General features: G+C 63.6%; 19 protein-coding genes. 13 read left to right on the top strand and 6 right to left on the bottom strand.

Translation table 11 applies throughout. The features are described 5' to 3' along the window. Window positions 1–142 precede the first annotated feature (142 nt). The 4 genes from QQF40_RS00575 to QQF40_RS00560 all read left to right on the top strand — a co-directional run bounded on the left by QQF40_RS00575 (window position 143) and on the right by QQF40_RS00560 (window position 5,364). The gene (locus tag QQF40_RS00575; RefSeq protein WP_285460128.1) at window positions 143–1,519 is read left to right on the top strand and encodes an oligosaccharide flippase family protein; all 1,377 of its coding nucleotides are present in this window, start codon (window positions 143–145) and stop codon (window positions 1,517–1,519) included. Next, entirely contained in the window at window positions 1,516–2,598 is a 1,083-nt protein-coding gene (locus tag QQF40_RS00570) for a glycosyltransferase family 2 protein (RefSeq protein ID WP_285460127.1), read from the top strand. The genes QQF40_RS00575 and QQF40_RS00570 overlap by 4 nt, the downstream gene beginning before the upstream one ends. Further along, entirely contained in the window at window positions 2,598–4,052 is a 1,455-nt protein-coding gene (locus QQF40_RS00565) for a WecB/TagA/CpsF family glycosyltransferase (RefSeq protein ID WP_285460126.1), read from the top strand. Before QQF40_RS00570 ends, QQF40_RS00565 begins: the two co-directional genes overlap by 1 nt. A gap of 67 nt (window positions 4,053–4,119) precedes the next feature. Further along, complete coding sequence (locus QQF40_RS00560; RefSeq protein WP_285460125.1) at window positions 4,120–5,364, top strand: glycosyltransferase family protein; 1,245 nt, start codon at window positions 4,120–4,122, stop codon at window positions 5,362–5,364. Window positions 5,365–5,523: 159 nt separating this feature from the next. Here the strand turns inward: QQF40_RS00560 and QQF40_RS00555 are convergent, their stop codons facing one another. Further along, on the bottom strand, window positions 5,524–7,350 hold the full coding sequence (locus tag QQF40_RS00555) for an SEC-C domain-containing protein (RefSeq protein WP_175088297.1): 1,827 nt from the start codon (window positions 7,348–7,350) through the stop codon (window positions 5,524–5,526). Window positions 7,351–7,493: 143 nt separating this feature from the next. After that, a complete protein-coding gene (locus QQF40_RS00550) occupies window positions 7,494–8,432 on the bottom strand; it encodes a homocysteine S-methyltransferase family protein (RefSeq protein ID WP_285460124.1) in 939 nt (312 codons plus the stop codon). A 267-nt stretch (window positions 8,433–8,699) separates the two neighbouring features. Here QQF40_RS00550 and QQF40_RS00545 point away from each other — a divergent pair, with 267 nt between their 5' ends. The 3 genes from QQF40_RS00545 (at window position 8,700) to QQF40_RS00535 (ending at window position 13,960) form a co-directional block, all read left to right on the top strand. Next, window positions 8,700–10,607 carry a coiled-coil domain-containing protein gene (locus tag QQF40_RS00545; protein WP_175088298.1) on the top strand — a complete coding sequence of 636 codons (1,908 nt, stop codon included), beginning with the start codon at window positions 8,700–8,702 and terminating at the stop codon, window positions 10,605–10,607. Between the two features lie 69 nt (window positions 10,608–10,676). After that, window positions 10,677–12,794 (top strand): DNA topoisomerase III, encoded by a 2,118-nt coding sequence (locus QQF40_RS00540; RefSeq protein WP_285460123.1) that lies wholly within the window; start codon window positions 10,677–10,679, stop codon window positions 12,792–12,794. A gap of 113 nt (window positions 12,795–12,907) precedes the next feature. Then, window positions 12,908–13,960: a ketopantoate reductase family protein gene (locus tag QQF40_RS00535; protein WP_285460122.1), complete on the top strand. Its 1,053-nt coding sequence runs from the start codon at window positions 12,908–12,910 to the stop codon at window positions 13,958–13,960. 265 nt (window positions 13,961–14,225) lie between these two features. Here the strand turns inward: QQF40_RS00535 and QQF40_RS00530 are convergent, their stop codons facing one another. The 3 genes from QQF40_RS00530 to zwf are packed head-to-tail and all read right to left on the bottom strand — an operon-like array spanning window position 14,226 to window position 17,129. Next, the gene (locus QQF40_RS00530; protein WP_175088300.1) at window positions 14,226–14,888 is read right to left on the bottom strand and encodes a bifunctional 4-hydroxy-2-oxoglutarate aldolase/2-dehydro-3-deoxy-phosphogluconate aldolase; all 663 of its coding nucleotides are present in this window, start codon (window positions 14,886–14,888) and stop codon (window positions 14,226–14,228) included. Window positions 14,889–14,944: 56 nt separating this feature from the next. Further along, the gene (gene pgl / locus QQF40_RS00525; protein WP_285460121.1) at window positions 14,945–15,637 is read right to left on the bottom strand and encodes a 6-phosphogluconolactonase; all 693 of its coding nucleotides are present in this window, start codon (window positions 15,635–15,637) and stop codon (window positions 14,945–14,947) included. Between the two features lies 1 nt (window position 15,638). After that, complete coding sequence (zwf, locus tag QQF40_RS00520) at window positions 15,639–17,129, bottom strand: glucose-6-phosphate dehydrogenase (RefSeq protein ID WP_175088302.1); 1,491 nt, start codon at window positions 17,127–17,129, stop codon at window positions 15,639–15,641. A gap of 389 nt (window positions 17,130–17,518) precedes the next feature. Here zwf and QQF40_RS00515 point away from each other — a divergent pair, with 389 nt between their 5' ends. The 6 genes from QQF40_RS00515 (at window position 17,519) to QQF40_RS00490 (ending at window position 23,642) form a co-directional block, all read left to right on the top strand. Beyond that, entirely contained in the window at window positions 17,519–18,376 is an 858-nt protein-coding gene (locus QQF40_RS00515; RefSeq protein WP_175088303.1) for a MurR/RpiR family transcriptional regulator, read from the top strand. Between the two features lie 261 nt (window positions 18,377–18,637). Beyond that, window positions 18,638–19,519, top strand: coding sequence for a putative selenate ABC transporter substrate-binding protein (locus tag QQF40_RS00510; RefSeq protein WP_285460120.1), 882 nt, complete (start codon window positions 18,638–18,640; stop codon window positions 19,517–19,519). Window positions 19,520–19,523: 4 nt separating this feature from the next. Next, on the top strand, window positions 19,524–20,264 hold the full coding sequence (locus QQF40_RS00505) for an ATP-binding cassette domain-containing protein (RefSeq protein WP_285460119.1): 741 nt from the start codon (window positions 19,524–19,526) through the stop codon (window positions 20,262–20,264). Beyond that, window positions 20,254–21,813 carry an ABC transporter permease family protein gene (locus QQF40_RS00500; protein WP_285460118.1) on the top strand — a complete coding sequence of 520 codons (1,560 nt, stop codon included), beginning with the start codon at window positions 20,254–20,256 and terminating at the stop codon, window positions 21,811–21,813. The genes QQF40_RS00505 and QQF40_RS00500 overlap by 11 nt, the downstream gene beginning before the upstream one ends. Window positions 21,814–21,882: 69 nt before the next feature. Next, a complete protein-coding gene (locus QQF40_RS00495; protein ID WP_285460117.1) occupies window positions 21,883–23,169 on the top strand; it encodes a cation diffusion facilitator family transporter in 1,287 nt (428 codons plus the stop codon). A gap of 170 nt (window positions 23,170–23,339) precedes the next feature. After that, window positions 23,340–23,642 (top strand): hypothetical protein, encoded by a 303-nt coding sequence (locus QQF40_RS00490; protein WP_285460116.1) that lies wholly within the window; start codon window positions 23,340–23,342, stop codon window positions 23,640–23,642. A 109-nt stretch (window positions 23,643–23,751) separates the two neighbouring features. Here QQF40_RS00490 and QQF40_RS00485 read toward each other — a convergent pair whose 3' ends face one another. Then, entirely contained in the window at window positions 23,752–24,195 is a 444-nt protein-coding gene (locus tag QQF40_RS00485) for a pilin (RefSeq protein WP_285460115.1), read from the bottom strand. Window positions 24,196–24,395: the final 200 nt, after the last annotated feature.

Here is a 24,395-nt window from a genome sequence, read left to right as displayed (position 1 = left end):
ATCACGGGATAGTGGAACAATGCTGCGCCAGATCACGCCAATTCATCAGTACATTGCGCTAGAGTGGCTACACCAGCCGTTCAAAAGCATGACTGACAAGACCAGGTGCCTGGAAAGGCACGACAAGCCAGGGAGCCAGGCGATGGGGGTGATCACGCGACTCAAGACACGTCTGACAGGTGGTGGAGACGGTGGCAATGGCCGCCTGATCCGCAATCTGGCCTGGATGGGCATGTCGCAAGGGGTGCACCGCATCGCGCGTCTGGGCGCGACCCTGGTGGCGGCGCGCATGATCGCGCCGGAGTCCTTCGGTATCGCCGCCATCGTGCTCACCGCGCACGAGATCATGCACGCCATCTCCAATGCCGCCGTGGTACCCGCTCTGGTGCAGGCCGGTCGCGAGGGATATGAACGCCTGTGCCGCGATGCCTACTGGTTCAATTGGGTGGTGTGTCTTGGCCTGATGGTGCTACAGATGGCACTGGCCCCGCTGCTGGCCTACCTCTATGACGCTCCCGATCTGACCCTGCCACTGATGGCGCTGGCGCTGATCTTCCCGATGTTGCCCCCCGCCGCCATCAACGCGGCGCGAATTCTGCGCAGCAACCGCCTGCACATCACGGCGCGCATCGAGATGGGCCAGAGCATCGGCGAGGCCATCGGTGTGATGCTGCTGGCCGCCATGGGCGCCGGGTTCTGGGCCTTGATCCTGCCCAAGCTGATCGTGACGCCCATCTGGACCCTGACCTACCGCTGGTGCGAGTCATGGCGCATAGATGAGCGCCCCTCCACGCTTTGGTCGCGTCCGCTGATGAGCTTCGCGCGCCCGATGATGGGCGTCGAGGTGGTCTCGGTACTGCGTCAGCAGATGGATTACCTGCTGGTCGGCGCCCTGTTCGCCATGGACGTGCTCGGCGTCTACTTCTTTGCCTTCAATGCCGGACTCGGCATCAGCCTTGGCCTCTTGCGCGCCTACTCCACCGCCATCTTCCCGCAGCTGTGCGGCGACATGACGTCTCGCGAACGACTGGCACGCATGCACCACGGCATGCGCCTGTTCGCGCTGGTCGCCGTGCCCGCCATCATCGCCCAGAGCCTGCTGGCGCCCTGGTATGTCCCGATCCTGTTCGGGGAAGCCTGGGTCGAGCGTGGCGCCCTGCCGATCCTGATCCTGATCTGCCTCTCGGCCCTGCCGCGCATCCTGCTCGACAGCTGCGGCCAGTTGCTGCGTGCCCAGGGCATGCCCGGGGCAGACCTCAAGCTGCAGATCTTCATGACGCTGATGCTCGGCGCCGGCATGTTCGCCGGCGTGCCCTTCGGCATCAATGGCGTCGCGGCCGGCATTCTGGTCGGCATCAGCCTGGCCGCCCTGCCCGGCTATCTGTGGACACGCCGGCTGATCCTCGCTCAGGACGGCCCCGTGACAGATGCGCCGCCACCAGATTCACCAGACACACCTCACGCAGCAACCACCGCATCGCTTTCCCCAGACAGGGACGTCCAGGAGGCCAGACCATGACCCCGACCTTTTCGGTCATCATGCCGATCTACAACGTCGAACGTTTCGTCGCGGCCGCCATCGACAGCGTGCTGGCGCAGGAAGACGGCGACTTCGAACTGCTCATAATCGATGACTGCTCCCCCGATGGCAGCCGAGCGATCTGCGAGGCCTATGACGACCCGCGCATAACGCTGATCACGCATCCGGTCAATCGCGGTCTGGCCGGGGCGCGCAACACCGGCGTGCGTGCCGCACAGGGGCGCTACCTGGCCTTCCTGGACTCCGACGACATCTGGGAGCCCGCGAAACTTGCGCGCCACCGCGAGCACCTCGAGGCACGCCCCGAGGTAGGCCTGTCCTTCTCGCGCTCGGCCTTCATCGATGCCGCTGGCGAGCCGCTGGACTACTATCAGATGCCGAGCCTGACCGACATCACGCCGGGGCTGCTGTTCTGTCGCAACCCGGTGGGCAATGGCTCGGCGCCGGTCATCCGCCGCGAGATTCTCGAGGCCATCGCCTTCGACTGTGAGGTCAAGGGGGGCGGCGTGCTGCCCTGTTACTTCGATGAGAGCCTGCGCCAGAGCGAAGACATCGAATGCTGGACACGCATCGCCCTCAAGACCGGCACCACGGTGGAAGGCATTCCCGAGCCGCTGACCCGCTACCGTCTCAATGAAGGCGGGCTTTCGGCACAACTGGAGCGCCAGTACCAGAGCTGGCTTGCGATCGTCGAGCTGACGCGCGCCTACGCGCCTGACTTCATCGAACAATGGTATCCCCGCGCCCAGGCCTATCAACTGCGCTACCTGTCTCGTCAGGCGATTCGCCTGCGTGACGGGGAGGCTGCCTGGGCGTATTGCCGCCGCGCCATCAAGGCATGGCCGGGCGTCTGGAAGGCGGAATTCGGGCGCACCGCTGCCACGGCAGGGGCCGCCCTGATGTTGCGCGTGATGCCCAGGAGTCTCTATCTACGCTGTGAAGGGCTCGCCCAGGGGGTCATCGGCAAGGCGCAGAAGAAGAAGATCGACAATGCGCCGCGCCCGCAGTCGGCCAGACCGAATCAACAGCAGGACGCTCATGAAGTGGAGTCGCCATGATGAGCCAGCCATTGGATCAAGCCCTCTTCACCACAGAGCGCGTCAAGACGCTGCCTCACGTCAAGGTGCTGGGGGTGCCCTTCGTCAACACCAGTCTCGACACCTGCCTGAGCCTGCTCAAGAGCTGGATCAGCGACCCGCAGCCGCGCACCGTCAACTTCGTCAATGCGCACTGCCTGAACGTGGCCCAGGTCGATCGCTACTACATGCAGGTGCTGCATGACAGCGACCTGCTGCTGCCCGATGGCAGCGGCGTCAAGATGGCCTGCCGCATGCTCGGCCAGGAGCTCGAAGCCAACCTCAATGGCACCGATCTGCTGCCCCACCTGTGCGACATGCTGGTGGCGGAAAACAAGCGCCTGTTCCTGCTCGGCGCCGCCCCGGGCGTGGCCGACAGAATGGCTGACAAGCTCCGCGAGCAATGGCCGACGCTCGAGATCAGTGGTGTACATCACGGTTTCATCGGCCCGGAAATCATCGACGACGTGCTGGCGCAGATCAATCAGGGCACCGACCTGTTGCTGGTGGCGATGGGCGTACCGACGCAGGAGAAGTGGATCTCGACCTATCGTGAGCGACTCGAGGTGCCAGTGGTCATGGGCGTCGGCGGTCTTTTCGACTTCTATTCCCAGCGCATTCCACGTGCGCCGGGCGTCGTGCGCAGACTGGGCATGGAATGGGCCTGGCGATTGCTGATGGAGCCACGCCGCATGTTCAAGCGCTACGTACTTGGCAACCCGAGCTTTCTGATGAGCGTACGTAAATATGGGGAAGAGGCGATCCCCGGACGCGGCCTGTGGATGAAATCACGCTCCAACTGGCGCCACTTTCGATGGCGAGTGAGCAACTGGCTGACCCCGCGCGCGCGCCGCGCCATGGATATCGTCGGTGCCAGCGGTGTGCTGCTGGTGCTGTCGCCACTGCTGCTGGGCACCGTGCTGGCCATCCGCCTGGAATCGCCAGGCCCGGTGCTGTTCGGCCAGGAGCGTATCGGGCGCCATGGCAGGCCGTTCAAGCTGTGGAAGTTCCGTTCGATGTACATCGACGCCGAAGAGCGTCTGCGCGAACTGCAGGCCGCCAATGAGAGCGAGGGTGGGGTGCTGTTCAAGATGAAGCAGGACCCGCGCATCACGCGGGTGGGCCGTATCATCCGCAAGCTGTCCATCGATGAATTGCCGCAGCTGTGGAATGTGCTGCGCGGCGAGATGGCACTGGTCGGGCCTCGCCCGGCGCTGGCCCGCGAGGTGGCGCTCTACGAGGCGCGCGCGCGCATGCGTCTGGATGCCACCCCGGGGCTGACCGGGCTGTGGCAGGTGTCGGGCCGCTCGGACCTGTCCTTCGAGCAGCAGATCCACCTGGATCTCTTCTACCTGCATCGTCAGGGCATCAAGGAAGACATCAAGCTGCTGTTGCGCACGATTCCTGCCGTTCTGACCAGCCGTGGAGCCTACTGATGCGCGAGACTTCTCTCATTCGTGCTGCGCTGCACCAGTGTCATGATTCATGCCAAGGAGGTGTGCAATGCATGTGATCCTGTTGGCGGACCGCCTCGGCCAGGAAGTCGCGCCGATTGACCGCCGTTACTCGCCGGCGCTGCTGCCGATCGCCGGACGCAGCGTGCTGGAGCGCAACCTCGACCTGCTGGTCGGACGAGGCGTGACGCACATCAGCCTGATCATCGCCCGTGACCCCGAGTGGTTCCGCGCGCGTATCGCCGATGGCTCACGCTGGGGCATTGATCTCGACATACTGCCGATGCCCGGCGAGCGAGACCCGCGCGAGCAGATCAAGCGGCTCGGCGCCATGGCCGCCCTGCCTGCCCCGGTGCTGCGCGCCGATGTGCTGCTGATGCCGGAGTGGTTCCAGGATGACAGCCTCGCGATCAGCGAGCAGGCCATGGCGTCAGGCGCGCCGGTCTGCCAGCCAGCCAGCGTGGCAGACCCGTCTCTCACTCGCCTGCACTGGCCGGAGTTGCGCGACAACCCCCGGCTGGGGCCGGCCCTGCTGGCCTCGCTGTCGCACTATCACACCCTGGTGATGCAGGCACTCGATGCCGATGACTCAGGCCTGACACCGCACGGTGAGCGTGGGGTATTGCCCGGCGAGCAGGACCTGCACCACGTCTACTACGCCGCCGGCGCAACCCGCCTGGATGAATCGCGCCTCACTGGTGGCTTCGCCGGCATCACCACCCATGTGGAGCCCGGCGTGCAGCTCAAGGGATACTGCTGCCTCGAACAGGGCAGCTACGTGGAAGAAGGCGCCATGCTCGAGGACTGCGTCATCCTGCCCTTCACCCGCGTACACGGTGGCCAGCAGGTCAACGCCGGCATCCTGTTCGAGGGTGAGGCACTCGACAGTACGGCCCCGCACTGGCTCAAGGACCGCCGTCAGGCAGGCGCCGCCTCGCAACGCGGCGTCGCCTACCGCAACCCGGCACGCCCTGAATGGCAAGAACGGGTTCTGGCGGCCCTGATTTCCCTGGCCACACGCCCCTTCGGCTCACGCTACAAGGAGCTTCGCCATCGCCTTCGCCAGGTGCAGGACAGCCGCATGCGGCTTTTCGGGGCACTGCCCGAGCGCTCGCCACCGCCTCTGGACAGGGTCGGCATCAGCAGTGCAGGCGCCATCCAGCCCCCGGATTGGCGCGCCACACCGGATGCCTTCGCTGCGACGCTGGAGGCCATCCAGGTCGGCCAGACGCCGGGGCTTCGCAGCGCCCTTCGCGAAGCCTGGCGTCTGCGCCAGCAAGGCAAGCAGCAGTGATCGCGCCCGTTCATGCTTCCCCCTGAACTCGCCTCGCGCTACAGGACGAGACACAAAAAAACCGCAGTGCCGTGGCACTGCGGTTTTTTTCATACGGACTTCGTCATACGAGCGCTTGCGATCACTCGCTAGGTAGCATGAGCGGTCTTTGACACCGACTCAGCGATGCTTGGCCAGCCAGGCAAGCGCGCCCTCGCTGCGCTTCCACTGGTCCCGCATCAGGGTGCGGTACTGCCAGGCCTCGCCACGCGTGCCGGGTTCCGGCGCTTCCACCGCCAGACTCACTGGCCGCGGATGCTCCGCCAGCAGCAGGCTGATCAGATGCGAATTGGCTTCCCGCACGATCTCGAGTGCCTGCTCGGCATCCTTGTCGCGCCCCAGTCGGTAGAGCGCCAGCACCTGGCCCATCAGGATGCCCAACAACGGCATTTCCTCATCGACGGCACGTCGCTCGATATCATGCTCGGCGAGGGTCACGGCCTCGTCGTTGCGGCCTTCGCGCAGCAACTGATCCAATACCAGCTCACGCAGGCCGAGGCTGTCTTCCTCGTCGAGCTTGAGCAGGCGCTCCGCCAGCTGGCGCGAACGCTCGCGCTCACCGCGCTCCATGCCGATCACCAGCCCCAGTCCACAGCGCAGCAACTGGGCGTTGTCGCCATCTTCCCAGCGCAACAGGCCGCCGGCCTGTTCGATCTGATCGAGCCAGCGATCGAAGCGCTGCGCCAGCGGCACGAAGAAGGTGTCCGACATCCACGGCAGGCTACCGAAGCGACTGGCCAGCGCCAGGATCAGCCCCTGACACACCGACGGAACGTCCAGCCACTCGGGGCTGGCGCACAGCTGCTGCAGCCATTCGTTGGGGTCCTGGACATCCCAGGGATCGATATCCAGCGCCAGTGCCGCCTCTTCCTCGATACGCGCCGGGAAGACCGCCTCCCAGAGCCCGAGTGTCACGGCCTGCTCCGCATTCTGACGGAACAGCAGACTGCCATCTTCCTGCGTTTCCAGCGCCAGACGCGGCGGATGCTCGATCACCTCGAACAGCGCCTGCAGGGCGGCCAGTGAATCCGACAGGGACTCATCGGAATTGACCATCTGCTCGGCGAGCGTGGCACGCGGGTTTTCGGCCAGATCCGCCAGGAATTCCAGCTGACCGGGCTCGATGTCCTTCTGCTTGGACAGACGACGCCACCAGAAGCGCGCGCGATCCTGCGCCTCTTCCGGCTGGCCCTCGTGCAGCAGCAGCATGGCTTCGATATAGGCAAGCGTCGGCGAATCGGGCAGCGTCTGCTGGGCACGAATGAAGGCGGCGCGCGCCGAGCCGAGATCATCGCTGTCCAGATGCAGCAGACATTGGTGCTCCAAGGCGACGCCGCGCAGGAAGGCAGGGCCACGCTCCAGCACCTCATCGAGCAGCAGCGCCTTCTTGCGGGTGAAGCCGCGCTCCTGATAGAGATCCAGCAGCAGCTCGAAGCCAGGCTCGGCCTGCTCGGGCAGGCGCGACCAGTCGCTGGTATCGAACAGCGCCTCCATGATCTGCTGAGCCCGACCGCGATTGCCGCTCTCGGCGCTGATCAACCCCGCCTCGAGCAGCGCCTGCGCCGGCGCGAGACCGGAGGCCAGCGCCGCCTTGAGCTGTTCGCCCTTGAACTCGCGCAGCGACAGCATCCACATCAGATGGTCCGGAATCGCCGGCAGCTGCACCTTGTCGCAGCACTGCTTGTACTTGCGACCCGAGTCACACCAGCAAGGCTCGTTGCGCCCGGGCGGTGCCAACGACTCGCGCGCGAAGTCGAGTCGCACCAGCGGAGTCTGGCTCCACAGCACCGGCGCCAGCGCTACCGCCAGCGCTTCGTCGCCACCGCTGTAGTTCACGCCCTCCGAATGCGCCCACTGCATGAAGGCAGGAAAGGATTCATCGGCGCGGATGGCATCAAGTGCCCCACTGGCGTAACTCAAGAGCCGTTCGACCCACTCGGCAAGCATGGCATCTCCCTAGAAAAGCGTTTCACAGCCCCGCGGGCACCGCATTCTGGTCGCCACCTCGGCGTTTCCTCAGGCGCGGTGCCCGTCAGAACCTGCGAATCAAGGGGCGAAGTCTATCACGAGGAAGCCTCGCCCCTCATCGTTCACTCACTCAAGCGGCTGACGCAGCGATAACCTGCTGACCTGAGCTGTTCGGCCAGGCAAGCGATATGCGCCGGGCCCACCTCGCAGCAACCGCCGACGATACGAATGCCGGCATTGACCCACCCCAGCGCATGCGCCGAGTACTGCTCCGGCCCCAGGTCTTCGCGAGCCTTGAGGTCCTTGACGGTGCCGCCGGGGGTGAGTTCCGCAATGGAGGTGAAGCCATTGGCATAGGCACCGGTCGGCAGCGGGCTGGCCAGCAGATTTTCCAGACTACCCTGAATGGCTTCCGGCGCGCTGCAATTGATCAGGATCGCGTCCACGCCCATCTCCTGGAGCATGATGATCGCGTCTGCCAGCGGCTCACCGCTGCGCAGGGTCGCGGTCAGATCATCCTTCACCGTCAGCGAGACCCACACCGGCAAGCCGCTCTCGAGTGCGGCGGTGGCAGCGGCGCGAGCCTCGACGCAAGAAGACAGCGCCTCACACAGCAGGACATCGACCAGCGGCGCCTGCAATTCCACCAGGCGGCGATAGCTGGCAAGGGATTCGTCAGCACTCGGCGCGACATCGGGGCGATAGGTGGCGACCAACGGCGGCAGGCAACCCGCCACGTGCACGTCCGCCTCGCCACTCAGGGCGATGGCATCCCGCGCGGCCTTGCCAGCCGCGGCATGAATCGCCGCGATCGACTCGCCGACACCCGCCAGGCCCAGACGCTGCGGCGTGGCCGTGTAGGTATTGAGCGTGATGACACGCGCGCCGGCACGAATGAAATCCAGGTGCAGGTCACGCACCAGCTCAGGCTGGTCCAGCATCACCTGAGACGACCACAGCGGCGTCGGCTCACGACCGCTACGGCGCACCAGTTCCTGTCCCATGCCGCCGTCCAGCAGCACGACTTCAGCCCCGTCGCCTGCCCCCTTTCCTGCTTCCAAGACTCGTTCCACACAACCTCCAGAGCTTTTTGGTGTCCTAGCGTGAGCCTGACGACCTGGCGAGACCCGCTGGCCAGTCAGTGGCGGGCGAAATTCTACCACGCTCGACCCGCTTGCGGCCCTTGCTCACTGGAGCCAAAAGGCTGCCCAATGCTACTGTTGACGGCATTCTTTGCCCCGCGCTGCGCTCGAGGCTCGTGCTCAGGAACCTCTCGGCAGCCCATGTCGCGCCAGATGCCCCACCCCGTTCAATCAAGGAAGCCTGCCTTGCTGTTGCCGAGCCCCTTTCGTCCCCGAGCCAACACTGCCAATGACGCGCCCCAGGTACGTCTGGAGCGTGAGGGCCGCGACGAGATTCGCCGCATTACCCAGGCCGTGGAGCGTGTGCCCTGGTCGGTGAGCCTGATGCAGATCCTGTGGACCGCAGGCCCGGTGACGCTGATCGGCGCCTGGGGCGGCTATCTGCTCGGTTACGGCAAGGAACCGACCTTCGAGAACTACATCTTCTTCATCTCCTACACCGTCATCACCGGTGTCGCGGGCATCGTGGCCAATATTGCCCACAATCTGACCAGCTCACGGCGCTATGACCGCACCGAAGCCAAGATCGAGCGCGTGATCGACACCGTGCCGGAGCTGATCCTCGCCACGCGCAACCTGATCGTCGAGAGCCTCGAGGGCGATGCCCGCCGGCGTGAAGCGGCGGCCATGCTGCTGCGCAAGCAGGACCTGGCGCCGGAGGGGGTCGAGCTGGCGGCGCTGGAGCTGCTCGATGACCGTGATGCCGCGCGCATCATCAGCCAGATCGACGTCTACCGTCGCGTGGGCCTGCATGCGCGTATCCGCGACATGAACAGCCTCAACCGTGAATGGCTCGAACCCCAGTTCAATGAGCTGGCCGAGCTGGCCCCCGAGGCCATCGGCCTGCTGCGTGAGCGCTTCGAAGGGCGCGCGCCCGACCTGCACAGTGGCGTGCCGCGTGACGAGAACTTCATCGAGCGTGTGCTGGCCGCCATCGAGCAGGACAACGACCTGCTGATGACCCTGCAGGACGTGGAGGAGATGCTGATTCTGGCCTTCGAGCTGATCAGCGGGCGCAAGATTCCGCTGCTGACTTTCGAATACCGTGGCCGCTGGAAGCTGGCGCGCGCACTGGACAACCTCGAGCATGCCCGCTCGCGTTATCGCATTCGTCAGGCCACCGGCCTGTCACGCCTCAAGGCGCTGACGGTCTATCTGGCCGAGCAGTCCGGCACCCTGGTGGAGGATGCCGCCTCCGGCCTGCGCGCCGAGGTACTGCTGGAGCGCTCCACCCAGGCGATGGACGCCCTTGCCGAGCAGGTGACGCATCTGGCGATCGCGGTCAATGAGGGCGATCGTGAACACCGCGCCGCGCTGCGCTCGCGCGCCGACATCCTCACCAACGCCATCCGCCTCTACAAGACGGTGACCAATGCCTACGAGCAGGTCGGGCGCAGCCACGCCGTCTTCCTCAAGATGTCCAAGCGCTGGGAAAACATCGCCTCGCAGATGTCCGATGACGCCACCCGCCTGCGGGTCGGCCCTGGCCGCCGCGGTCTACGCATCCAGGAAAAGACCATCGCGCTGGACGATGAAGCCAAGGCGGAGGTCTGCAAGCATCTGGCCGATCACTTGAACGAGAGCCGCATCAAGCGCGTCGACAGCGAGATCGCCTACCAGGCCCGCGAGACGGTGCTGCGGGTCGGTGTCGACAAGGCCAAGGCGATGGCGGTCGAGATCGCCCTCGCACTGGAGCCCCACATACACCTGTCACGCCCGGCCGTGCAGCGCGCCATCAATGGCTCCAACGCCGCCTATTTCGGCCAGCTGGAGCCCAATCAGTCCGCGGCAGCCAAGGCGGCCCTGGGCAGCGCCATGGTGCGCGAGATCGACGATGACCTGTCACGCACCGCCGAATCACTGGCCATCGCGCTGGTGCGCCACTACCGCGTCGAGCTGGAGCCGCTGGCCATCGAGTTCCTGCGCGACACCTTCGGCGCCCGTGAAGCGACACTCAACATGCTCAGCAACTATCAGCCCACCGACCACCACCCGGTCAGCTATCTCTCCAATCGCCCACCGCTGATCCAGACCGCCAATCGCGACTGGTATCGCGCCCTCGTCCAGGCACGTCGTGCGCTCGACGACGATTGATCCCTGCCTCGGGCCAACGGCATACTGTATGGATCATCATATCGACAGCCTTTGACCGCAGGATGCCCGATGCGTCTGATCATCGCCGAAAAGCCCAGCCTCGCCCGCGCCATTGCCGAGGCGCTGCCCGGACGCTCAAGCAAGCGCGACGGCTATATCGATGCCGGTGACACCCGTGTCACCTGGTGCATCGGCCACCTGCTGGAGCAGGCCCCGCCGGATGACTACGACGAGCGCTTCAAGCGCTGGTCGCTGGATCATCTGCCGATCATCCCCGAGCAATGGAAACTCAAGCCGCGCAGCCAGGCGCGCGGTCAGCTCAAGACCATCCGCGAGCAGCTCAAGCTGGCCGATGAGGTCGTGCATGCCGGTGACCCTGACCGTGAAGGCCAGCTGCTGGTGCAGGAAGTACTGGAGCACATGCGCTGGCGCGGGCCGGTCAAGCGTCTGCTGATCAGTGACATGAACCGCCCCGCCGTCAGCCGTGCCCTCAACAAGCTGGACGACAATCAGCGCTGGCAGCCGCTCTATGAAGCCGCGCTGGCGCGACAGCGCGCCGACTGGCTATATGGCATGAACCTGACCCGCGCCTGGACATTGACCGGGCGCCAGGCTGGCCACGACGGTGTCCTGTCGGTGGGTCGTGTGCAGACGCCGCTGCTGGGGCTGGTCGTGCGCCGTGACGAGGAAATCGAGGCCTTCGAGCCCCGCGCCTTCTTTCCGCTGTGGATCGAGGCTGGTGTGGCGGCGGGCAGCTTCAAGGCCTGGTGGCATGCGCCCAGCTCGCCCTGGTTGCAACGCCTGGCGGACAAGGGCACCCCACTACCGCTGGATGACAAGGGTCGCCTGCTGGATAGCCGCCCCGCCGAGCGCCTCGCCCGCCATCTCGCGACCTTGACCACCCTCGGCGATGGCCATGTCGAAAGTGTCGAGGCCAGCGACAAGTCTCAACCCGCACCGCTGCCCTACTCGCTCTCGGCGCTGCAGGTCGATGCTGCGCGCCGCTTTCGCCTGCCGGCCCAGAAGGTACTCGACACCTGCCAGGCGCTCTATGAGCGTCACCAGCTGATCACCTACCCGCGCTCCGATTGCCGTTATCTGCCGCGCGAACATCACGCCGGAATGGCCAATCTGATGATCAGCGCCTGCGTGGGCGACCGCGAGCTTGAGCGCTTCAGTGGCGGCGCCGATTTCAGTCTGCGCTCGCGTGCCTTCAATGACAGCAAGGTCAGCGCACACCACGCCTTGGCGCCGACCGGGCGTGAACCGGACTATGCGCGCCTCTCTCGCGATGAAGCCAACCTCTATCGCATGATCACGCGCAACGTGCTGGCCCAGTTCTATCCGGCCTATCGCTATCGCGAGGTCAAGGTCGAACTGCGCTTCGCCAAGGAGCCCTTCCGCGCCAGTGGCCGCAGCGTCATCGACGAGGGCTGGAAGGTGCTGTTCCAGCGCACGGCGGAGACCAGGGAGGCAGCTGACAGGAACGCAGCCGCCGATGACAAGACCCCGCCGCCACTGCCCGCCCTGACGGCAGGCGAACCGGCCTGCGTGCTCGACTGCGGTATCGAGGAGAAGGAGACCCGCCCGCCGGAGCCCTTCAATGACGCCAGCCTGATCCAGGCGATGATGAACATCGCACGCTACGTCGAGGATGAAGCGGTGCGGCGCACGCTGCGCGATGTGGATGGCCTGGGCACCGAGGCGACACGCGCCGGCATGCTCGAGACCCTGATCAATCGCGGCTATCTGGTGCGCGAGGGCCAGGCGATGCGCTCGACGCGTATCGGCCGCGCGCTGATTCATGCCCTGCCGCCCGCCGTGTCGCGCCCGGAGCGCACCGCACAATGGGAGCAACGCCTGAGCATGATCCACGAGCAAGGCGACCCGGCGGCGCCCTTCTTGAGCGATCTGATCGTGGATCTGCGTGCGCTGCTCGCCGATAGCTCCGCCAGTCGTCTGAGCACGGCATTGGCCAGCGTCGGCGGTGCGACACCCGCGCCGCGCAAGGGCGGTGGCAAGGGCGGTTCGCGTCGCAAGGCCACGTCCTACAAGAAGCGCGCGTCTGGCAGTGCGTCAGGAAAGGCTGCTGCTGGCAGCACTACGGACGGTGCTTCTCGTAAAAGTGCCTCATCCAGAAGCTCCCGCAAGCGAGCGACTGGGTCACGGCGCAAGACCGATAGCTGACAGCGGGTCAGGTGGAGTACAAGCGGCCTCCTCCTGCGGGCAGGGGTATTGCTCTTCTCTTTTCCAACCTGCCCTGCTCATCTCCCCGATGACAGATGGCAGATGACATGAGGATGGATACGCACACAATGATTGATCCGGAAGACAACTGGCTATGGATCATCGGCCCGGGTGCCATCGGGCGCCTGTTGGCGACTTCGCTGATGGCAGCACGCCAGCGAGAGCTTCGTGAGCAGGGAACATCCGCGCTACCGCGTGTCTTGCTGCTGGGACGCCAGGCGATGGCGGGGCAAGTGGTCGCGCTCGAGATGACTACACCTGAAGCACTATCTTTTATCGAAAAGATAATCTATTCAACAATTGACACACTACAAGGCCTGCCATCCAGAAAGCCCTCTGCCATCTGGCTGACGACCAAGGCCCACGGCGTACCCGCCGTGTGGCAGCAACTGGCACCACATATCACGCCCGAGACACCCGTGACCTGCTGGCAGAATGGCCTGAGCGCTCAGCCGTGGCTGGCCGAACGCCACGCCAACCTGCTATGCGCCAGCACCACCGAAGGCGCCTGGCTGCCAGCCGAGACTGGCGCCAGCGCGACGCCTGGCACTGACGCGACCGCGGATGACCTCCAGCACCTTGGCGTGCAACACGCCGGGCGCGGCCACACCTGGTTGGGCGCATGGCAAAGTGACGGCGACGGCGACCCCGGCCGCCAGTCCCATCAGGCCGCTCTCTTGCAATGTGACTGGCTCAGAGCAGCAGGGTTTGCATGCGAACGGACATCGGACATCCAGACTCGTCTGTGGCACAAGCTGGCGATCAATGCGGCGATCAATCCCCTGGTGGCACGCTATCGCATTCGCAATGGCCAGCTGCGCGACCAGCCCTTTGCGCCAATGGTGCGCCAGGCTGTCGAGGAGATCAGCACGGTACTGGATAGCGAAGGCATCCCTGCTCCGGGGGAAGGCTGGCAGGCGCTGGTCGAACAGGTCATCCGCGCGACCGCCAACAATCGCGCCTCGATGCTGCAGGATGTGCTGGCCGGTCGCCCTACCGAGGTCGAGGCGATCCTTGGCCCGTTGCGCAGCACTGCCTCCCGACATGGCCTGGCCCTGCCCTTGCTGAATGACCTCTACCACCAGCTGAGCACGCCGCAGCGCTGAAACCGGCATCACGACCAGCCCACCTGACTCGCCAGCCCGCCAGATGACGCGCACAAAAAAGACCCGCCTCGCGAGAGACGGGTCACAAGCAACAGCCAAGCTGTCGAGAGAGAGCAATACTGGCAGCCTGTCAGCCTCAAGCACGACGTGCATGACGTTGACAGGCAACCGCTGGATCAGTGGCCAGGACTCAGTGCTCGCGTAGTTGCCTGCGCAGCGGCTCGCGAGCGCTGAGTCGAAAGAGCACTCATCCAGATATCAGGCTTCAGCGGTGGAAACGCTCTGAGGCTTCACGCGCCAGCGCGCGGATACCATCCCAGTCACCCGCATCGATCAGCTTCTGCGGCGCGACCCAGCTACCACCGACACACATCACGTTCTTGAGCGCGAGATAGTCAGCGGCATTGCTCAGAGAAATGCCACCCGTCGGGCAGAAGCGTGCTTCACTGATCGGGCCACCGAAGGACTTGATCGCATTGACGCCGCCCGAAGCTTCCGCCGGGAAGAACTTGAAGCGACGGTAACCGTACTGCCAGCCCGTCATCAGCTCCGAGACGGTCGCGACGCCCGGCAGCATCGGCACGCTGCTGGTCACGCCGTACTGGTACAGCGCTTCGGTGGTGCCCGGCGTGACGATGAAGTCGACGCCCAGCTCTTCCACCTGGCGATACTGTTCCGGAGTCAACACGGTGCCGGCACCAATGCTGGCATTGGGCAGCGCTTCACGCATCAGACGGATGGCTTCCAACGCGCAGTCGGTACGCAGCGTGACTTCCAGTACAGTCAGGCCACCCTCGTAGAGGGCCTTGCCCAGCGGTACGGCGTCCTCGATGCGCTCGACGGCGATCACCGGCAGCACGGAGGCCTTCTGGCAGATGCTGTCGATCTCGGTGGTGCGAGTCGACGGAAGCTGTTTTTCAAAGCTCATGGCGTTCTCCTTGTGCCGCGGCCAGCCTCCCTTGTGGCTGGCCGCGGCCGATGTGATCAGGGGGCCCAGTAAAGCGCCAGCGGCGCGGACAGGAAGGCACGAATCGGCAGTTCACTGACCGCCTCGACATCGCTCAGCGCGCGCGACAGCACGGCCTGCTTGTCGGTCCCCGTGAGGTGAAGCACGGTACGACGCGTCTGGCGCAGACGCTCGAGGGACAGCGTGATACGCGCCTGCGGCACGCTGGGTGCTCGCATCGGCACACAGCAATCCGCACTGGTCAGCGCTTCCTGCAGACGGTCACCATCCGGGAACAGCGAGGCCGTATGGCCATCGCCGCCCATGCCGAGAATCAGCGCGGAGGCCGGCCAGGGGAGCGCCGCGATGCGAGCACTCACTTCTGCGCAACCGTTTTCCGGCTCTGCCTCGGCGTTGGTCAGCGGATGGAAAGTGGCGGCACTGGCCGCGCCGCTCAGCAGGTGCTCACGCACGAAACGTGCATTGCTGTCATCGGCGTCTTCGCTCACCCAGCGCTCATCGGCGAGGGTGATATCGACCCGCGACCAGTCCAGCGGCTTGTCGCGCAACGCGGCAAACAGCGGCTTGGGCGTGGAGCCGCCGGAAACCACCAGCAGCGCACGCGCTGACGGATCAACGTCAAGATCAGCCCGCAAGGCGGCGGCCAGATACTCGGCGAGAGAGTGTGCAGTCTGACCGCGCGGGTCCTGCTCAGTCACGGTGGCGCTCATCTCAATACTCCTCATACCAGCTGCGACCATCGCGCGTGATCATCGCGATCGAGGAGACGGGCCCCCAGGAGCCGGCCGGATAACGGCGTGGCGTGGCGGCGCGAGATTCCCAGCCATCGATGAGGGTATCGACCCAGCGCCAGGCGTGTTCGATCTCGTCACGACGCACGAACAGATACTGCTGGCCCTTGATGACCTCCAGCAGCAGACGTTCGTAAGCTTCCGGAATACGGCGCTTGGGGAAGGCGCTGTTGAAGTCGAGATCCAGCGGGCCCGGGCGCAGACGCATGCCCTTGTCGAGACCGGAATCCTTGGTCAGCACCTGCAGGGAGATGCCTTCGGACGGCTGAAGACGGATGATCAGCTTGTTGGCCGCCAGCGAGCGCTGGTCCGGATCGAAGATATAGTGCGGCTGCTGACGGAAGTGGATCACGATCTGTGACAGCTTCTCCGGCATGCGCTTGCCGGTCCGCAGGTAGAACGGCACACCGGCCCAGCGCCAGTTGGAGACTTCGGTCTTGAAGGCCACGAAGGTCTCGGTCTGGGATTCGGTGTTGGCACCCTCTTCCTCGAGATAGCCCGGCACGTGCTGGCCGTCGACGGCACCCGCGATGTACTGGCCACGCACCAGATCCGTGTTGAGACGCTCGCCGGTGATCGGGCGCAGCGCCTTGAGCACCTTGACCTTCTCGTCACGAATGGCGTCTGCGTCCAGGTTGGACGGCGGATCCATCGCGATCAGGCACAGCAGCTGCAGCAGGTGGTTCTGCACCATGTCACGCAGCTGACCGGCCTGATCGAAGTAACCCCAGCGACCTTCGATGCCGACCTTTTCCGCCACGGTGATCTCGACGTGGGAAATCTGGTTCTGATTCCACTGATTGCCGAACATCGGATTGGCGAAGCGCAGCGCGATCAGGTTCTGGACGGTTTCCTTGCCCAGGTAATGATCGATGCGATAGATCTGGGATTCGTGGAAGACGGCACCGATCGCGTCGTTGACGACGCGCGAGCTCTCCAGATCAGAACCGATCGGCTTCTCGACCACGACACGCGAGTGCTCGTCGAGGCAGCCCGCAGCCTGCAGATTGCTGCTGATATCGCCGTAGATACGCGACGGTACGGAAAGATAGATCATCAGCGGGCGCGGTGATGGCTTGCCCTTGTCATCCACTCGCCAATCGGCGATCGCGGAATAGCCTTCCACGGTGCTGAAGTCCAGCGCCGCGTAACTGATACGAGAAAGGAAGCGCTCGATGCATTCCTTCTCGAGGTGCTCCGGCTTGACGCGCTCCTTGAGCGCCGCCTGCACGGTGTCCTTGAAGGATTCGAGGCTGACATCCTGACGCGCCAGACCGATCAGGCGGGTTGCCTTCTCGAGCAGGCCGTCACGGTCGAGGTGATAGAGGGCTGGATACAGCTTGCGCTTGGCGAGGTCGCCCAAGGCGCCGAACAGGGCAATATCCACGCCCGGAATGATGTCGGAACTCATGCCGCCGATTTCTCCCGTCGAAACTGCCCTGTATGCCGAAATGACCGACAAGGTGGGCGACATCGAACCCGCTTCCTGAAAGCTGCGCAGGCTGGCGCGGCGAGGAGAGGCTCGAATGACACACGGCACCGGGAAGGCGTTGGCGATACATGGCTGGTTATATTAACAACAAATGTAGCGATAACGCCGCTGTCACTCAAGACAATTCGCCCCACAAATAGGTAAACTTACCTAAAAGTGGTAGTCAGCGGCGCTTTCGCCTCCACCTCGTCCTTCGCGCCCCTGGATCAGCAAGTGACCCAAAGAGATGCTTGGCCTACCAGACGAGTGAGGCTAGGATGCCCAGATTACGTAGTTATTTCACTACACAATGGCAGGGTAACAGGCGAATGGCAGTACACGACCTCATCAATCGCATCCGTGAACGTCTCGACGAGCTCAACCGCTCCGAGCGCAAGGTCGCCGACGTCATTCTGGCGGACCCGGCTGCGGCCACCGGCATGAGCATCGCGGCGCTCGCTCAGGCCTCGCTGGTCAGCGAGCCCACCGTCAACCGCTTCTGTCGCAACTTCGATGCCAAGGGCTTCCCCGACTTCAAGATCAAGCTGGCCCAGAGCCTTGCCGGCGGCACGCCCTACGTGTCGCGCAGTGTCGAACAGAACGATGATGCCGCGTCCTATGGCGACAAGATTCTCGGCGCCACCGTGGCGGCGCTGGACGATGCCCGACGCGCACTGGATCCCAGACGCATCGAACGCGCCGTCGACTACCTGAGCCAGGCCAAGCAGATCTGCTTCTTCGGCCTTGGCGCCTCAGGCCCGGTGGCGGCGGATGCCCAGCACAAGTTCTTCCGCTTCAACCTGCCGGTCATGGCCTATGAAGACGTGCTCATGCAGCGCATGGTGGCTGCCGCCTGCCATACCGGCGACGTGATCGTGATCATCTCCTACACTGGACGCACCCGCGAGCTGGTCGATATCGCCAAGCTCGCACGCAGCAATGGCGCCGCGGTACTGGGCATCACCGCACCGGACTCTCCGCTGGCGCGCGAGTGCACCGAAGTACTGGAAGTCATGGCACCGGAAGACACCGATATCTATATGCCGATGACCTCACGCATGATCCACCTGGCCTTGATCGACGTGCTGGCCACCGGCGTGACGCTGCGCCGTGGGGAAGACTTCCAGCAGCACCTCAAGAAGATCAAGGACAGCTTGAAGGACACCCGCTTCCCACCGGAATCTTGAGCACCTGTCTGGACGCCATGAGCACTTTCTGAAAATCACCAGCACCAGGCTCGGCGTCATCAGTCCCAGCCAGAGCAGATGAGCGCTTCCTGCGAGGCCATTCGGCGCGTTGCTGACCCTTCCGCGTCACTTGAGCGATCCTTCAGGGATGGCGCGGGGCTTGCACCCGCGTGATCAAGACACAACAATACGCGCCATACTCCCTGACATGCGGTGTTCACCGCATGATGTCTCATGTCGTGAATGCTGAGGATGCTTCCCATGCGCTGGCTGGCCACTGCTGCTCTGACCCTGATATCCGCCCTTCCCGTGACGATGAGTCTGGCTCAGGCCGACACCTTCAAGTTCACGGCGATTCCGGATGAAGATGAGTCACGCCTGGTCGAGCGTTTCGACAAGGTCGCTGACTATCTGGAAGAGAAGCTGGGGGTCGATGTCGAGTATGTGCCGGTCAAGTCCTATAGCGCCGCGGTCAGCGCCTTCCGCAATGATCAGATCCAGATGGCCTGGTTCGGCGGCCTGACAGGCGTTCAGGCAAGACAGATGGTGCCGGGCTCCGTCGCCATCGCACAGGGCGTGGAAGATGCCGCCTTCCGCAGCTACTTCATCGCGCGTCGCGACCTCAAGCTGGCCGGCGATGCCGCCGAGCCGCTGGACACCCTTCCCGACTCCGTCGAAGGCCACTCCTTCACCTTCGGCGCCAAGACGTCCACTTCAGGCCGTCTGATGCCGGAATACTATCTGCGCGAGCAGTTCCAGCAGGCACCGGACGCCCTGTTCAGCCGCGTCGGCTTCTCCGGCGATCACTCACGTACCATCGCACTGGTCGCCGCCGGCACCTATGACGTCGGCGCGGTCAACTTCGCGGTGTGGGAAGCCGCCGTCAAGGACAGCAAGGTCGACCCGAGCAAGGTGCAGGTGCTGTGGCAGACGCCGGCCTACCCGGATTATCAGTGGACGATTCGTGGCGATGCCGACAGCCACTTCGGCGCGGACTTCACCGCCCATGTCACCAAGGCACTGCTGGACATGAAGGACCCGGACCTGCTCGAGAGCTTCCCGCGCTCCGGCTTCATTCCGGCCAGCAACGATGACTACGCACCGATCAAGACCGTCGGCGAGCAGCTCGGTCTGCTGCGCTGAGCTCATGACCCAGGAAACACCCTCTCCATTGCTGCACCTTTCGCAGGACCACCTCGGCCATGGCGCCGAGGTGGTCCTGCGTGATCTGGATATTCGTCTCCTGCCGGGCGAGCGCATCGCCTTGCTCGGCGCCAGTGGCGCAGGCAAGTCCACGCTGCTGGAAGCCCTGCGCGCCGCGCTGCAACAGCGCGACGTAGCAGCCGCCTGGTGCCCTCAACGCCAGGGACTGGTGCCGCAATTGTCGGTCTACCACAACATCTTCATGGGCCGGTTGGACCAGCACTCACGGCTGACCAACCTGTTCAATCTGCTGCGCCCGAAACCGGCTCACTGGCAGGCGGTCGCCGAACTGTGCGAACCGCTGGGTATCGCCGGCCTGATGGAGCGCTCCGTCGAGGCGCTTTCCGGCGGTCAGCGCCAGCGTGTCGCCATCGCACGCGCGCTCTATCAGGGCCATGATCTGTTCCTCGGCGACGAGCCAGTCGCAAGCGTGGACCCGCATCAGGCCAGCCAGCTGATCCAGCTGATTCATGCTCGTCACACTACCAGCGTGGTAGCACTTCATCAGCGCGAGTTGGCACTCACTCACTTCACGCGCGTGATCGGGCTTGGCAAGCAGACTGATGGCATGGGCCATAGTCAAGGTCAGGTGCTGCTGGATGTCGCGACCGACGGACTGACGCCCGCCGACCTGGACTTCCTGTACCCCGCTGCGGCGACCCGCGAGTCATCCGATGTCAGCTGACCCCTCCACCATGACGGCAGAGCTACGTCGTCCCCCTCGCTGGTGGCAGGCACGCAGTGACGGTGCGCGCCTGTTGCGCCTCGGTGGTGGTCTGGTCATCGCCATGCTGGTACTGGTGCCCTTCGCCGATCTCTCCGTTACCTCGCGAGATCCCTGGCAGGAGCTGGGCCGCATGCTGGCGGGTCTGGCATCGCCGGCTCCCGGCGCGCTGGAATCCCCGTTGCACGCTCTGATCCTGACCATCGCCTTCGCGCTATGGGGCACCCTGCTGGGCGCACTGATCGGGCTGCCGCTGGCATTGGTCTACTCTCGTTCGCGCCTGCTGCGGGGTGTCTGCGCCGGGTTGCGTGCGGTGCACGAGCTGTTCTGGGCACTGCTGTTGCTGCAGGTGTTCGGGCTATCGGCCGCCACGGCGCTGGCGGCGATCACGATTCCCTATGCAGCGACCTTCGCCAAGGTCTATGCCGAGATTCTCGAACAACTGCCACAGGCGCCGCTCAAGGCGCTGCCCTCTGCCAGCTCGCGCGCGATGCGCTTTGTGTATGCTGAACTGCCGATGGCGTGGCGGCGCATGGCCAGCTACACCCGCTATCGCTTCGAATGCGGACTGCGCGCCAGTGTCCTGCTGGGTTTCGTCGGCTTGCCCACGCTGGGCTTCTATCTGGAAAGCGCCTTTCGCGAGGGCCGTTACGCCGAGGCGGGCGCTCTGCTGTGGATCTTCTATCTGCTGATCGCCACGCTCCCATGGTGGGGGCACCGTCGGGCATTACCGGTACTGGCCATTGTCAGCCTCTGGTGGCTGGGACCATGGCCCGATGTCAGCCCGACCCTGCTGTGGCGCTTCATCAGTCATGACATCTGGCCGGCACCGCTGGTCAATGCATCATTTGAGACATTGACCTCGGGCGAGTTTGCGACAGGCCTGCTGCAGTGGGCGAGTCACCTGCCCGATCTGCTACCCGCCATCGGCAATACCTTGCTGCTCGGCCTGCTGGGCACCGCCGGCAGTCTGCTGATCGCCATGCTGCTATGGCCGCTGGCCAGCCGTCATGTGGGCAACCGCCTCTCGCAGCACTCGACCAACGGCCTGCTGATCTTCCTGCGCACCACGCCGGAGCTGATTCTGGCCTTCATTCTGCTGTTGCTGCTGGGGCCTTCCCTGCTGCCCGCCTGGTTGGCGCTGGCGCTGCACAACGGCGCGATCATCGCCTTTCTGTGTGCTCGCCATGCCAACCAGATTCAATTACCGCCCAGCCGCCCGCAGGGCAAGTTCGAATGCTGGCTCTATGAGCTCAACCCGCGTGTCGCCCCCGGCATGTTCGCGCTGCTGCTCTACCGCGCCGAGACCATCATTCGTGAGACGGCCATTCTCGGCATGTTGGGGGTGGTAACGCTGGGCTTCCATATCGACTCGAGCTTCGAATATCTGATGTTTGATCAGGCATTTGCCTTGCTGGTGCTCACCGCCACACTCAATATCGGCGTTGACAGCCTCGCGCGGCGCCTGCGCCCCAGCGGCGAGATCTCTGAAGACAGCTGCGTGCGCTGACTCCAGCCCTATGCAGTAGTAGGCGCTGACTTCATGACGCACCCGACTCCCCTTTGAGCGAGCCTTCCCATGCCTCAATCGTCACCCGTAGAAGTCGCCAGCACGGCAAGCGCCAAACGTGAAGCACAGCGCATCACCTTGATCGGCGCGGCGCTGGATGGCGTGCTGGGGGTCGCAAAGCTCGTCATCGGCAAGATGGTCGGCTCGCAGGCACTGATCGCCGATGGCATCCATTCCCTGTCAGACCTGGTGACAGATGCCTTCGTGTTGGTGGCGACTCACTACGGCCGCCAGGCGCCGGATCGCTCACATCCGTGGGGGCATGAACGCATCGAGACGCTCGGCACCCTGGTGCTTGGCAGCCTGCTGCTGGCCGTGGCGGGCGCAATAGGCTGGGAAGGCATTTTGCGCAGCTGGGAGCTGATGTTCGGCTCATTGACCATTCCGCTTCCCGGCGCGCTGGGCATCGGCATCGCGATCATCTCGCTGCTCGGCAAGGAAGGTATCTTTCGCGCTACGCTGAAGGTCGCACGCAAGCAGAAATCCAAGCTGCTGGAAGCCAACGCCTGGCACTCGCGCAGCGATGCACTCTCCACCGTGGTGGTGCTGATCGGCCTGATCGGCACCCAGCTGGGGGCCAGCTGGCTGGATGGTATCGCGGCGGTCGTAGTTGGCGTGATGGTGGGCAAGATCGGCGCTTCATTGGCCTGGGAGGCCTCCCGGGAACTGATCGACACCGCCCTGCCACGCGAACAGCAACACGCCATGCGTGAGTGCTTGCTGTCACTGCCGGAGGTACGTGGCGCGCATGACCTGCGCAGCCGCACGCTGGCCGGCCGTATCGTGCTCGAAGTCCACCTGCTGGTCGCGCCACGCATCAGCGTCTCGGAAGGTCATGCCATCGGCCATCATGCCGTGACTCGCCTCAAGGCCGAATTCCCTCAGCTCAGTGACGTGATCTATCACATCGACCCTGAAGATGACTCGCATCTCGCCCAGGCAAGCCTGGCGCAGCCCACGCTGCAGCAGCCACTTCCCCTGCGCAGCGACATCATCGCCACACTCGATGAATGCTGGCAGCAGTCGCCTCTCTGGCAGGCGCGCAGCGGCCTCACCCTGCATTACGTCAACCATGCTACCACGCCTGCTGACACCGCCTCGTCAGCCCCGCATGTGGATATCCTGCTGGAGCTGCCGGGCTGTGCTACGGAAGCCGCCTCGGAAAGGGCTCAGCAATGTAACCACAACGCTGACACACGCAACGCAACAATCGCCGAGATGGAACGCCTGGCAGAAGGGCTTGAGTGGTTTGGCAAGCTGGAGATTGGGGTGATGTCACATATCCACCAGCGCTGACGTGTGGGTTACACTGCAGGCAAAGGCAGGCATGGCAACCTGAACTTCAGAGGCAGACCTGGGCCGGCCCCTCATCGCTCAAGAGCGTTCAAGAGAGCTCAAGTCAAAGTCACCAGGACCAGAATTCACCCTCGAACAAAGACAGACATCCACCAGACAAGGAGCACGCCATGAGCAACGCATCCGGCGAAATGCACAAGACACGCATCATCAGTGAACTGAAGGGCTTCATCCGCAAGCTGCTGCAAGACCCGAAGATCCTCGAGCAGTCACTGGTCGTGGCGCGAGCGCGCCTCAAGGAAGGGGCAGAACAAGGAAAGAATGAGCAAACAGTGCTGGCTATCATCGCCAACGAGATTTCTGACACTACCAGCATCCATATCCCGGAAGACCCGGCAGAACACTCCGATGCGGACAAGCTATTCCTGGAGCTGCTAAAGGATGTGGTGGAGGAAGAAGAAGCGCTTTATTAAATCAAAGGATATAAAACTCTTGCATAAAAAACCGCCCCCAGATGGAGGGCGGTCCAGTGTAATTAGTAAAAGATCATATTTATTACGAAAGTTCTGCAGGAGATAATGATCAGCGACAGTTCTGCGGAAGATACTGATCAGCGACAGTAGAAGCAGTACAATCCCAGACTATTGAACCAGCACTATCATCGTCAGGTGTCAGCACTACAGTATTAGCATTTTCTTCAGTCAGAACCGCATTTGCATCATTACCCATAGTTGCTGTAATAACACCATTAGCGACTGCTACCCTCGAAACATAAGCACCTGTAACGGAAGCAGCCGCAGGGATACCATTTGTTTCGCTATTAATGCCATCCAAATCACCAGTATTTGCATAAATTTCTGCAACCGAAGTTTTCAGACCACTGGCAAGATTGATCGCTTCAGTGACTTGAGAACGAGCTACATAATCTTGATAACGTGGAATCGCGATGGCCGCCAGAATACCGATAATCGCCACAACGATCATCAGCTCGATCAATGTGAAACCAGCTTGTTGCTTGCGTGTCATGGTGTGACTCCCTTGCCTTTGCGTAGTGAGATCAGGTCGTACGTCCTGAAACCCCGGTTACCTTCCCTGACCAGCAGGATGTTACAGAAGAATGTCAGTATGGGCGTTTATTCCAATATTCCCAACATCATCTTCGTCAGCATAACATCTTGATATCACGGGGTGTCGACCGGACGGGACGAGTGATACCACAGCCACAG

The sequence above is a fragment of the Cobetia sp. LC6 genome (assembly GCF_030264805.1).
GTDB lineage: Bacteria > Pseudomonadota > Gammaproteobacteria > Pseudomonadales > Halomonadaceae > Cobetia.
The sequence above is the reverse complement of the archived record's forward strand: the minus strand, read 5'-3'. Positions and strand labels throughout refer to the sequence as shown.